This is a genomic window from Enterococcus hermanniensis (assembly GCF_001885945.1).
GTDB classification, from domain to species: Bacteria; Bacillota; Bacilli; order Lactobacillales; family Enterococcaceae; genus Enterococcus_A; species Enterococcus_A hermanniensis.
Window position 1 is genome coordinate 58,926 of sequence record NZ_JXKQ01000005.1, and the last position, 12,068, is coordinate 70,993.

The window sequence follows — 12,068 nt, forward strand, 5'->3', positions numbered from 1 at the left end:
TTTGCTTATGGGTGAATATATGTTAAGCCTGCTGCGCTTAATGTTGCAGTATTAGGTCCACCTGGATTTGAGAAGCCCATACCACCTTGTGTGATCGTAATCGTATTGTTAGAAGCATTATAAGATTGTACGTAGGCTACGTGTCCATAAGTAGAATCTGCATTCCACGTACCAACGGATTGACCTTGGGCAAAACTAACGATTGCGCCAGCTGCTGGCGTACCATCTACTTGGAAACCATCAGCTGCGGCTGATGCACCCCATTGACAACCGTTACCCCAATAAGTTCCAGCCCACGGTGCAACACTTTTTACGTACCATGTACATTGACCGTATGCATACATATTGCCTTCACCAGTGTGATCAACTTTACCACCTGTACTTGGAGTTGATGGTACTGTCACTTCAGTATCTTCAGAAGATGAAGTATCATTTGTCGACGTTTCAGTTGTATTCGTAGCTGAAGATGATGTAGTCGTTGAACTGTCTTCTTGTTTGCTTGATGAAGAAGATACTGCAGTAGAAGATGATGCAGTTGTTGAACTTTCTTCTACTTTACTTGATGAAGAAGCTTCGGCAGTTGCTTCTTTTTCTGCTTTTGCTGCTTCTTCCGCTGCCGCTTTTGCTTGTGAAGCTTCAAATGCTTTTTGAGCTTTTGCTGCTTCTTTAGCTTGACGAGCTTCTTCTGCTTTACGTGCTTTTTCCGCTTCTTGTTGTTGTTTCAAGATGCGCGCTTGTTCTGCTTTTGCTGCTTCTTGCTGCTTCTTCAATTTAGATTTATCTTGTTCTGCAGTTGCTTGTTCTGCAGCATAGTTTGCTTTGACAACATTCAATTCAGCTTGCTTATTGGCAATTTCATTTTTTTGTGTTTCTAATTCAGCTTGATTAGCTTTGACTTCAGCTACTTTTGCTTCATTATCTTTTACTTTTTGTTCCACTGATTTTTCATCGGCTTTTTGTTGTTCCATCAATGAATGGTTGGCTTTCACCATTGTAGACATTGCTTGAACACGCCCAACAACATCGGATAATGAATCAGCTTCTAAAACAGCAGAAACATAGTTAGAGGCTTGTCCTTTAACCTGCGTATCACGTGCTTGGCTTTTAATTACTTCATTACGTTTAGCGATACGAACTTTCAAAACTGCAATTTTATCTTGCAATTTCATTGTATCAGTATTTAATTGTTCTTGTTTTGCTTCTAAAGTTTTAACTTTATCGCTAACCGTAGCAATTTCATTGGTTAACTCATTGATTTGTGTTTGAACGTCGGATTGTTTTCCTTGTAATTCGCTGATTTTTTGATCTTTTTCTTGGATCTGTTGATCATAAGTATCTGCTAATGCAATATTCGGGACTGCTGATACAGCGATGGTGCATACCAACAACGCTGATAGTAAACTCTTTTTCACTAATTACTTCCTCCGGATAATATATTAATTTAAAATAATTTCTTTCTTAATGTCAGATGTAATTCTATCATAGGCATATATCACGCAGATAAAAGAAATGTTACAGTTATATTTCAATATTGTTTTTTATTCGGTGATTGAATTAGATACCTTCACTCAACTACTAATTCCATTCAATAAAAATAAAAATAAATGTTATTTTTATTTTTTTATTTCGAAAAGTTATTTATTTGAATATAAACTTACCCATTAGCAATTGTTTCTCATTATTAAGGCATATCCTTGGTCACTCTTTCCGTTATCCCGTAAAATTAGATTAAAAGAATATGGAGGAAAAAAGGATGCGTTGGCGAGGAGATCGACAGAGTACGAATGTAGAAGATCGTTCAGGAAGTAGCCGCCGGCCAGTAGGAAAAATGGCAACTGGCGGCGGCTTAGGTGTCATTTTGATTGCGGTTATTTTCTTTTTTATTTCAGGTGGTGATTTGAGCACTGTCACAGACACTTTAGGTGGTGGAATCACACCAGCAACATATGAAACAGAAAATGTTGCTTCAAAAGAATATACCGAACAAAAAGAGTTTGCCGCAGTTGTCTTTGCTCATCTAGAGGATTATTGGAAGCAAGAATTTGATGCTCGAAATGAAACTTATCAAAATCCCAAACTTGTTTTATTTACTGATAGCGTCAATTCAGCTTGCGGACAAGCGACTTCTCAAGTAGGTCCGTTTTACTGTCCCGCAGATCAAAATGTGTATTTAGATTTGAGTTTTGCAGATGAATTATCCACTAAGTACGGGGCAACTGGCGATTATGCGATGGCATACGTCATTGCTCACGAAGTTGGCCACCATGTTCAAAATCAATTAGGTATTACCAATCAATTAGATAAAATTCGAAAACGTGTATCCGAAACAGAGTACAATCAATACAGTGTTCGTTTGGAACTACAAGCCGATTATCTAGCTGGTTGTTTCTCTAAGTATTTAGCGGGACAAACATATCAGGGTCAGCCAATTATAGAAGAAGGCGATATTGAAGAGGCCATCACTGCAGCTAATGCGATTGGCGACGATACCTTACAAAAAGAATATCAAGGATATGTCGTTCCAGATAGCTTTACTCACGGAACTAGTCAGCAACGTGTCGACTGGTTCAAGCGTGGCTATAAATATGGTGATTTAGAACATGGAAATACGTTTAATGAAAAAAAACTTGACTTAGCAACTGCAGCTTAAGAAATATATGATTGAAACAAAAGTCACTCAGCTTCTAGCAATTGGTGTAATTGCTAGATATTATACCTTTTGCCTAGAGTGATCTAACACCATTGTCAAAAAGTCTTTACTTATCAAAAGAGGCTAAGGCAAAAGTATCTACTACTTTTACCTTAGCCTCTTATTTATAAACACAAACTCATTAGATATTTACTATTTTTGATATGGAAAAATTTCAGATAAAACAATGTGCTGACTGGCCAAGGCCTGCTCTGTCATTGTTGCAACTAATTGGGCTACTTTATTTGGCGGCTGTAAATTTTTCTCATTTAGCCAAGCCATCGCGACCCCGATATGAGCATTGATAATATAATGACTGATCAAACGACTGACTTTTTCATTTTGAATTTTACTGTAAATAAACGTTTGATAAACCTCGATACCGATTTGAGTCATTCGATAATGAAATTCAGGCCACATCGAGCTGCTATTAAATGTTTTAAAATAAATCGCATGTTCATAAAGGTAATGAAAATAATGCTCATAAAATACAGTCGGTGTATTTGCAGTATATTTGGCAGCTCCTGATAATCCTTCCATATGAAAATCTAATACCCATTGAAAGAACATCTCTTTCGTCTCAAATGAACGATAAAATGTCGAGCGGCTAATTCCAGCGTGCTTGATCAGTTCAGACACTTTGATGTCTTCCACTGATTCATACGTCAAAAAATACGCTAGGGCATCTAATAAACTTTGTTTGCTATGCGATAATTTCCTCATAAAATGAAACAGAATCAGTGATTCTGTACCTCCTTTATTTGAATAATTTACTTTAAACTAAAAGTACATTAAAGAAAGCAGGAATTCAAATGATTAATAAAATTGATTTTCATACCCACTTTATCCCTAAAAATTACGCTGACTATTTAGAAAAATATTATGCTGGAAAAGCGGATGGGGTCTTAACCCCTGAATGGTCCCCAACTGAACATTTGCAATTAATGCAAGATACTGGAATTACGCATTCCGTAATTTCGTTATCTAGTCCTCATCCTAGTCTAGGCTCTGCAAGTGAAACAAAAGAGCTGATTCAAGCAATCAATCTTGAAGCAGAACACTTAAGTCAAACGTATCCAGATAAATTTTCTTTCTGTGCAAGTCTTCCCCTGCCCTCAATTGAGAACAGTCTTGAAACAATCCAACGCTTTTCAGCTAGTGCTTTTGGGTTTGCTTTTCCAACAAACTGCCAAGGAATTTATCTCGGAGATGCTAAATTAGATGAAATCATGGCGGATTTGAACACGCGAAAGGCAAAAATCATGATTCATCCAACAGAACCACATCAACAAAATATTCATGCTGCTGAAACAATTAAAACACCTTTGATGGAATTTTTCTTTGATACGACGCGCGCAATTGTAAATTTAGCTGCTAATCAAATTTTTTCACGTTATCCTAATATTACTTGGATCATTCCTCATGCTGGAGCTTTACTACCGGTGATTGCCCAACGAATTACTGAAGGCAATAAATTTTTAGCTGATCCTGATGCAATGGTTCCAGATAATTTATTAGAAGTACTGCAACAAAAAAATCTATATTTTGATTTAGCTGGTATGGTGCTCCCATACCAACTACCTACACTGCTACAAATCATATCTCCAGAGCAATTACTTTATGGCGCTGACTTTCCTTATACTCCAGCGAAAACAATTCAAAGTATGGCACAAAAAATTGAAGATACTCCACTATTTTCAGCTGAAGAAAAACAATTACTTTTTTACAAAAATGCCCAAACCCTTTTAGGAAAATAACCCACAAAAAAGTCATCCTATCTCACTTGAAATAGGATGACTTTTTAATTTCTTTGTTTAAAACAATAGGCAAAGTGGTACATTAATGTCCATAGAGCGGACCAGTTCCGAGGATCTTTTTGAGTTAATGTCTGGATGCGCTCGATTCGATAATTCAACGTGTTACGATGAATTCCCAATTGCTCAGCCCCAGCTTTGACATTTGTACTATTATTAGCAAAGGCAACAAGCGTTTCATAATATTCATCATAGATATCATTCACTTTTTTTAACAGCTCTTGATCAAGTTCAATTGGAAAGTCAAATAAATGAGCAAAATAGACATCCGCTGTGAAAAATGTTTGATCAAAAGGTATCTTTGAAAATTGTAAATATAAAAGTGTGTTTTCGACTTCTTTCATTGAGCGACTCAGATTTAAACGATCCGAACTAACGATAATCTTAGCTACTTCTGTGTTCAATTCGACTTCTGTATCGATAAAAACTAAGAATTTATTTCGCCATTCAAAGAGTTCCTCCAAAGGAAATAATTTCCTTAAAACCTGTTGTTCCGTTGCTAAAATACAGCGATTAGGGCGTAATAAATTAATACCATAATTTTCTAAAGATCGTTTTTCAAATTCTTCACTATAGTTGCCTTCTGCGAGAAAAAGATCTTTTATAAAATCGGTACGCTGCTGTTTCTTTTTTTCTTTCTTGCTGAATTCATTCAGTTCTTCTATCAATAGCAAGACAATCGATTTAACTAATTTAGTAAATGGACGTACCTCTTCAGGATCTCCCGAGATTCCAACTACTCCTAATAATTCATCATTCAGAATAATTGGTTCATTAGTTCCACGCTTTTCTAAAGAGGTATCTTTAAAAATTTCGACCATCGCTTTTTGTTTAATTGCATGCTCCGCTCCGCGATGACGTTCACCGATTCGATGATTTTTACCGCTAGCGATAATATATCCCTGTTCGTTCATGATATTGATATTGTAAGGAATATCGGCCATCAATTTTTTTACGATCAAATTAGCTTGCTCTTTTGTTAATAGATTACTCATCGTCCACCATTCCTATGAAAGTGCTTTGATTTTATTGTAACCCATGCCATAGTTTTTTTGTGCATTTACTCATTCAATACACGAACAATATTTTCGACTGTCCGTTCTAAATTGGTTTCACCATCTTTCAATGCGTCTTCTAATGATCCTGCCTTAGCCAAGATCCCAAAGATCGCAGTGATCCCTTCATCATAGAGTACTTCAACTTGTTCACCGATATAACCTGCACATGCAAAAACGGGCTTTTTCAATTGCTTCGCTACCTTGGCAACACCATAAGGGGCTTTGCCAAATTTTGTTTGAAAGTCCATGCCACCTTCACCAGTAAAAACATAGTCTGCTTGTTGAATTTTATCAGTCAAATTCGTTAATTCAATAACTAAATCAATTCCTGAACGCATACTAGCATTGGTAAACACTAACAAACCTGCGCCTAAGCCACCCGCTGCTCCCGCTCCTGGTTGATCTTTAATGTCAATCTTTAATTCCTTTTGAATAACTTTCGCATAATGAGTTAGATTTTCATCTAATGATTGAACCATTTCTGGTGTTGCTCCTTTTTGTGGACCGAATACAACCGAAGCACCATTTTCTCCCACTAGAGGATTGGTTACATCACTAGCAATAATAATTTCTGTTTGTTTAATACGTGGATCGATTCCTGTCACATCAATCGATGCCAATTTAGAAAGCCCACCACCGCCAACTGACAATTCTATACCCGATTCATCTAACAAACGTACTCCCAAGGCTTGGGCCATCCCGGCACCGCCATCATTGGTCACACTTCCTCCAATGCCGATAATAATTTTCTCAACGCCTTGATCCAATGCAGCTTTGATCATTTCTCCTGTCCCATACGTTGATGTAATCAATGGGTTTCTTTTATTTTCTGGTAATAATTCGATGCCGTTCGCCTTAGCCATTTCCATGACCGCAGTCTTTTTATCGGCTAATAAACCATAATAGGTAGTTACTTTTTCTGTTGGAATCGGACCAGACACTTCAATAGTGACTCGTTTACCATCACTCCCGTCGACCAAAGCATCGACAGTCCCTTCGCCACCATCTGCCATTGGTACCTGGATGATTTTAGCTGCTGGTATAACTTTCCGAATTCCCCGTTCCATTGCTTCACAGGCTTTTTTAGCACTCATACTTTCTTTAAACGAATCTGGTGCTAATACAAATGTTTTTTCCATCGTAATTTCTCCTTATTTCAAAATAAAGCCATATAAAACGGTGGCCACGATCGTCATAACACCACCTACACAAAATTCATACGGAATAACTTTCATCCGTTCTTTAATCGACATATGCATACTGTTCGCCGTAATATGAAAATAATTTCCTTGTGGTACGCTATCAATCACTGTAGCACCGGTATGAACCATTACTGCTGCCGCCAATGGTGCTGTTCCAGTAGCTAAAATAGCATTTCCAAAAGAGCCGGTTGCTAGAATAACTGCTGTTGACGTAGAACCAACAGCCAAGCCCATCAATATTCCAGAAATCGGTGCCAAGAAAGTGCCAGAAATACCTGATACTGAGATTAAATGGACTACTTGTTTTGAAAGATCTGATACAGAAATCAATCCAGCAATTGCTCCGGCTCCAATTAAAATCAACACAGTATCTGTCACTCGATAAAGTCCTGCTTTAGAATAATCTCGAATTTGATGGATGTGCCCCATTGCAATTGTACCAACGATTGAAGCAAACGGTAAAATATACATGGCATCTATTTTTAAATTTGTTAAAACTTGGATGTGCAACATCGTACCAATGGGATTGATCAATAGCAAAACAATCGATAAGACCGGAGCAATCAAAGCTTTATTCAAGGGCATCAACTGTTTTTCTTTTCTTTCTTCAATATCACTATCTTGAACCATGATTCCTTTCTTTTTAATCAGACTAGCAATTACAACGGCTGTAATCAAACCACAAACAGCTGGTATGAAACCAGCAATCATCACACTACTTAGATCTAATTTGAAACCATTCGCTGCAGCGATCGTATTTGGATTTGGCGAAATAATATTCCCTGCTTTACCTCCACCGGATAGCGCTGTTAATAAGGCTAATTTACCGATTCCTGTTTGCCTTCCCACAGACAATGCGATTGGTGCCACTATCAAGACAGCAACTGGTATAAATACACCTACCGCAGTAATGATCATCGTAGACAATGCCAAGGATAAAAGTGCTTTGTTAGCCCCTAATTTTTTTACAATAGCATGGGCTATTGATTCCGCCGCACCCGACTCCATCATGACTCCCGCGAGCATTCCTGCTGCTAACACCCGAATAGCCGTCCCCATGATGCTCTGAGTTCCTGCAACTAAGATATTTACCGTATCACTTAATGAAGCACCGCCTAATAAACACCCAATAATTGCACCTAAAAATAATGAATAAACCGGATTCATTTTCTTTAAAATCAAAAAAATAGCCAAAAGTAATCCAGTAATTGCTGCATACCACGGCACTATAATATTCGGCATATGAATCATCTCCTTTAATTTTGTTTACGTTTTCATTCTACCAATTTCATTGATAAATAAAATTGGTAGATTCACAGGATTAATTGTGCATTTGCACAATTAATCCTAAACCGAAAGCAAATAAATTGCTTTCGGTTTAGGAATTCGTATACTATAAGCCAAACTAAAAAAGCAGGTGATCTTATGTATGTTGTCAAAGTCCTACATGGTTACATTGGTAAAGAAGGTCAAAGAACCCGTGAAAAAGACCCTGAAAAACTTTGGGTATTCCAAAGTAAACAAGAATCCGATCAATTCGCTGAAAAAATTGGTGGTCATAGTCGACATGTCTCTAAAATCAGAAAAGACTAGCCTTTAAAATAAAAATATAGAGCTGTACCTTCAAACTATTGAGGGTACTTTTTGAGCAGAATGATTTTAAAACGAACAGTACCATAGTAAGGTTTAATTATCTTAGAGTGTTTAAGGAGGAATTTATTATGCCTTGGAATATGCAGGACTACCCCGTTTCAATGAAAAATTTAGATCCCTTAATCCGTAAAAAAGCAATTGATATCGCCAATGCCTTATTAGTGGACGGTTATCCAGATAATCGTGCTATTCCTATTGCGACTAGTCAAGCCGAAAAATGGTACACAGCTGCCTCACCAACTGAAAAAAAAGCCTTTCAGCAAACCCCAGTTCCACAAAAAACTGATCCACATGAAAAAAATAAACATGCTCAAAAACTGATGAATGCAGATATATTATTAAAATACGAGAACAATCATTGGAGTGTCATTTCTGATGGTGGAACTCACGCGAGCGAAACTTTTGATAAAAAAGAAGCTGCTATTAAAAGAGCCAAAGAAATCGCAAAAAATAAACAATCTTCCGTAAAAATATATAAAAAAGATGGAACTTTACAGCAGACACATAATTATCTGAATTTCTAAAATACTTGTCTTTTTTGCACGATAAACAAATCAGTCATTGATTTATTTATCGTGCTTTTTCGTTTACAAAAGTCGGAATATATTGAAAACAATTAAATAAACATAATTATTTCGGCACGTATTAGGAATAAACACTCGCTCAAAAACACTATTTTTTATTCTTTTAATTTAATAGTTTACAAACTCACAAGATAAAGGTATATTGTATTAGAATAATAAAAGTAAATTTCACTATAAAGGAGTTTTACCATGACAACAAATTATGATAACCAAGAATATTTAGATACTGTTGATGCTTGGTGGCGTGCTGCAAACTATATTTCTGTTGCTCAAATGTATTTGAAAGACAATCCTCTATTAAGACGTCCAATCAAAAAAGAAGACGTTAAAACACATCCAATTGGTCACTGGGGAACTATTGCTGGTCAGAACTTTGTGTATGCACATTTAAATCGTGCCATCAATAAATATGATTTAAATATGTTCTACATTGAAGGCCCTGGTCACGGTGGTCAAGTGATGGTTTCTAATTCTTATATCGATGGTAGCTACTCAGAAATTTATCCAGAATATCCAGAAAGCGAAGAAGGGTTAAAAAAACTATGTAAAATTTTCTCTTTCCCAGGTGGAATCGCCTCTCATGCGGCTCCTGAAACACCCGGTTCGATTCACGAAGGTGGCGAATTAGGATATGCCTTGTCTCATGCAACTGGTGCTATTTTAGATAATCCAGATGTAATTGCAGCCACTGTTGTTGGTGATGGTGAAGCGGAAACAGGTCCTTTATCAGCTGGTTGGTTTTCTAATGTATTTATCAATCCAGTCAATGATGGAGCTGTTTTACCCATTCTTTACTTGAACGGTGGCAAAATCTCTAACCCAACAATTTTAGCTCGTAAATCTGATGAAGAATTAACCAAATACTTTGAAGGACTTGGCTGGAAACCTTATTTTGTTGAAGGAACCGATCCTAAAGAAGTACATCCAATGATGGCAAAAACGTTAGATGATGTTATTACTGAAATCAAAAAAATTCAAACGGAAGCTAGAAAAAACAATGCTGACGAAGCAGTTATGCCTCATTGGCCAGTGATTATTTTCCGTACGCCAAAAGGCTGGACTGGCCCAGACACTTGGGATGGCGAACAAATTTCAGGTACTTTTAGAGCACACCAAGTTCCAATTCCAGTAGATTCTGAACATATGGAACATATCGATAAATTAGTTAATTGGTTAAAATCCTATCGTCCAGATGAATTATTTGATGAATCCGGAAAAATTAGCGCTGAAGTAAAAGCATTATCTCCTAAAGGACATAAACGGATGTCTACTAACCCTATTACTAATGGTGGCCTTGATCCTAAACCAATGAAGATGCCTAACTGGAAACAATACGCGATTGATACTAGCACACCGGGTGCAGTGATTGCTCAAGATATGATCGTGTTTGGTCAACAAGCACGAGATATGATTTCCGAAAATCCCGACAACTTCCGTATTTTTGGTCCAGATGAAACAAAATCAAATCGTTTGAACAAAATATTTGACGTTACAAATCGTCAATGGTTAGAACCTAAAACCAGTAATGACGAATGGCAATCCTCAGCCGGCCGGGTCATCGATGGTCAACTTTCTGAACACCAAGCTGAAGGTTTCTTAGAAGGCTATGTTCTAACGGGTCGTCATGGTTTCTTTGCTAGTTATGAATCATTTTTACGCGTTGTTGATTCTATGTTGACACAACATTTCAAATGGATGCGTAAAGCCAGTGCGCATGCTTGGCGTAAAAAATATCCAGCATTGAATATTATGGCTACTTCTACGGTTTTCCAACAAGACCACAACGGCTATACCCACCAAGATCCTGGTGTATTGACGCATTTAGCAGAGAAAAAACCGGAATTTATTCGCGAATATTTACCAGCCGATGCGAACAGCTTGATGGCTGTTATGGATAAAGCGATGCAAGATGAACAAGTGATTAACTTGATCGTTTCTAGCAAACAACCTCGCCCACAATTCTACTCTGCAGAAGAAGCAGAAGAATTAGTTGAAAAAGGTTTGAAAGTAATTGATTGGGCAAGTACTGACAATGGTGAAGAACCTGACGTAGTCATTGCAGCGGCCGGAACTGAGCCAAACCTAGAAGCTTTAGCTGCGATCTCACTATTAAATAAACAATATCCAGATCTTAAAATTCGTTTTATCAATGTAGTTGATTTATTGAAGTTACGTCATCCTGATGTCGATCCTCGTGGTTTAAGTGATGTCCAATTCAACGAATTATTCACTACTGATAAACCAATCGTCTTTGCTTTCCATGGCTACGAAGGAATGGTGAAAGATATTTTCTTCGATCGTGCAAATCATCATTTGCATATTCATGGTTATCGTGAAAATGGTGACATTACTACCCCATTTGATATGCGTGTCTTCAGCGAGATGGATCGTTTTCATTTAGCACAAGATGCTGCCAATGCAGTGTATGGCTTGAAAGCACAAGCCTTTTCAACTAAAATGGATGAAACACTACAATTCCATCATGACTATATTCGTTCAGAAGGAATCGATATTCCAGAAGTTGAAAATTGGAAATGGGAAAATTTAAGCAAGTAATACTAGTCTTAAAAAAGCCTTGATGTTCAAACATCAAGGCTTTTTATTCACTACTAGTACCTGCGCTAAGGAGGGCTCTTCATGGAACAAACATTGGTCATTATAAAACCTGATGGTATAAAAAGAAAATTGATTGGAAAAATTATTCAACGCTTTGAAGATCGTGGGCTTATTATCAAAAAAATGACTCTAGAAACATTGTCTGCAGCTATCGTTAAAGAGCATTACGCACATTTAAAAAATGAACCTTTTTTTGATAGCTTAGTCGATTATATGACTTCTGGTCCTGTTGTTTTAATGATCATCGAACAAGAAAATGTGATTCATTTGATTCGAACGATGATTGGAAAAACCAATGCCTTAGAGGCAGCTCCTGGAACCATTCGAGGCGATTTTGCAATTGATTCGACCCAAAATATTGTTCATGCTTCTGATTCACAACAAGCAGCTCAAATAGAAATCACTCGTTTTTTTCCGCAAGAACCTTAATGAATAAGACGAAAAAATCGCTG

Annotated in this window: 11 protein-coding genes; 6 read left to right on the forward strand and 5 right to left on the reverse strand. The window is 37.1% G+C overall.

The window, feature by feature from the left end; translation table 11 throughout:
* Nucleotides 1-5: 5 nt before the first annotated feature.
* Complete coding sequence (locus RV04_RS07020) at nt 6-1,412, reverse strand: CHAP domain-containing protein (protein WP_071857768.1); 1,407 nt, start codon at nt 1,410-1,412, stop codon at nt 6-8.
* A 341-nt stretch (nt 1,413-1,753) separates the two neighbouring features.
* Here RV04_RS07020 and ypfJ point away from each other — a divergent pair, with 341 nt between their 5' ends.
* Entirely contained in the window at nt 1,754-2,650 is an 897-nt protein-coding gene (ypfJ, locus tag RV04_RS07025; protein WP_071857769.1) for a KPN_02809 family neutral zinc metallopeptidase, read from the forward strand.
* A gap of 192 nt (nt 2,651-2,842) precedes the next feature.
* Here the strand turns inward: ypfJ and RV04_RS07030 are convergent, their stop codons facing one another.
* On the reverse strand, nt 2,843-3,328 hold the full coding sequence (locus tag RV04_RS07030) for a TetR/AcrR family transcriptional regulator (RefSeq protein ID WP_169818191.1): 486 nt from the start codon (nt 3,326-3,328) through the stop codon (nt 2,843-2,845).
* Between the two features lie 173 nt (nt 3,329-3,501).
* On the opposite strand from RV04_RS07030, the gene RV04_RS07035 reads away from it, so the two are divergent.
* A complete protein-coding gene (locus RV04_RS07035; RefSeq protein WP_245791066.1) occupies nt 3,502-4,446 on the forward strand; it encodes an amidohydrolase family protein in 945 nt (314 codons plus the stop codon).
* Between the two features lie 44 nt (nt 4,447-4,490).
* On the opposite strand, the gene RV04_RS07040 is transcribed toward RV04_RS07035, so the two are convergent.
* From RV04_RS07040 to RV04_RS07050, 3 genes are all read right to left on the reverse strand, one after another.
* On the reverse strand, nt 4,491-5,498 hold the full coding sequence (locus tag RV04_RS07040; RefSeq protein WP_071857771.1) for a CdaR family transcriptional regulator: 1,008 nt from the start codon (nt 5,496-5,498) through the stop codon (nt 4,491-4,493).
* A gap of 65 nt (nt 5,499-5,563) precedes the next feature.
* The gene (locus RV04_RS07045; RefSeq protein WP_071857772.1) at nt 5,564-6,700 is read right to left on the reverse strand and encodes a glycerate kinase family protein; all 1,137 of its coding nucleotides are present in this window, start codon (nt 6,698-6,700) and stop codon (nt 5,564-5,566) included.
* A gap of 12 nt (nt 6,701-6,712) precedes the next feature.
* Nucleotides 6,713-8,005, reverse strand: a complete 1,293-nt coding sequence (locus RV04_RS07050) for a GntP family permease (RefSeq protein WP_071857773.1) — start codon at nt 8,003-8,005, stop codon at nt 6,713-6,715.
* Between the two features lie 183 nt (nt 8,006-8,188).
* On the opposite strand from RV04_RS07050, the gene RV04_RS13220 reads away from it, so the two are divergent.
* From RV04_RS13220 to ndk, 4 genes are all read left to right on the forward strand, one after another.
* A complete protein-coding gene (locus RV04_RS13220; protein WP_169818192.1) occupies nt 8,189-8,356 on the forward strand; it encodes a hypothetical protein in 168 nt (55 codons plus the stop codon).
* A 128-nt stretch (nt 8,357-8,484) separates the two neighbouring features.
* Nucleotides 8,485-8,940 carry a DUF2188 domain-containing protein gene (locus RV04_RS07055; RefSeq protein WP_071857774.1) on the forward strand — a complete coding sequence of 152 codons (456 nt, stop codon included), beginning with the start codon at nt 8,485-8,487 and terminating at the stop codon, nt 8,938-8,940.
* Nucleotides 8,941-9,189: 249 nt separating this feature from the next.
* Nucleotides 9,190-11,556, forward strand: coding sequence for a phosphoketolase family protein (locus RV04_RS07060; protein WP_071857775.1), 2,367 nt, complete (start codon nt 9,190-9,192; stop codon nt 11,554-11,556).
* A gap of 81 nt (nt 11,557-11,637) precedes the next feature.
* Nucleotides 11,638-12,045, forward strand: coding sequence for a nucleoside-diphosphate kinase (gene ndk / locus RV04_RS07065; RefSeq protein WP_071857776.1), 408 nt, complete (start codon nt 11,638-11,640; stop codon nt 12,043-12,045).
* Nucleotides 12,046-12,068 lie beyond the last annotated feature (23 nt).

Bases quoted from the DNA above. Each gene is read 5' to 3' on its own strand.
- RV04_RS07040 (WP_071857771.1), bottom strand. From the start codon at position 5,498: ATGAGTAATCTATTAACAAAAGAGCAAGCTAATTTGATCGTAAAAAAA.
- ndk (WP_071857776.1), top strand. From the start codon at position 11,638: ATGGAACAAACATTGGTCATTATAAAACCTGATGGTATAAAAAGAAAA.
- RV04_RS07060 (WP_071857775.1), top strand. From the start codon at position 9,190: ATGACAACAAATTATGATAACCAAGAATATTTAGATACTGTTGATGCT.
- RV04_RS07055 (WP_071857774.1), top strand. From the start codon at position 8,485: ATGCCTTGGAATATGCAGGACTACCCCGTTTCAATGAAAAATTTAGAT.
- RV04_RS07045 (WP_071857772.1), bottom strand. From the start codon at position 6,700: ATGGAAAAAACATTTGTATTAGCACCAGATTCGTTTAAAGAAAGTATG.
- RV04_RS13220 (WP_169818192.1), top strand. From the start codon at position 8,189: ATGTATGTTGTCAAAGTCCTACATGGTTACATTGGTAAAGAAGGTCAA.
- RV04_RS07050 (WP_071857773.1), bottom strand. From the start codon at position 8,005: ATGCCGAATATTATAGTGCCGTGGTATGCAGCAATTACTGGATTACTT.
- RV04_RS07035 (WP_245791066.1), top strand. From the start codon at position 3,502: ATGATTAATAAAATTGATTTTCATACCCACTTTATCCCTAAAAATTAC.
- ypfJ (WP_071857769.1), top strand. From the start codon at position 1,754: ATGCGTTGGCGAGGAGATCGACAGAGTACGAATGTAGAAGATCGTTCA.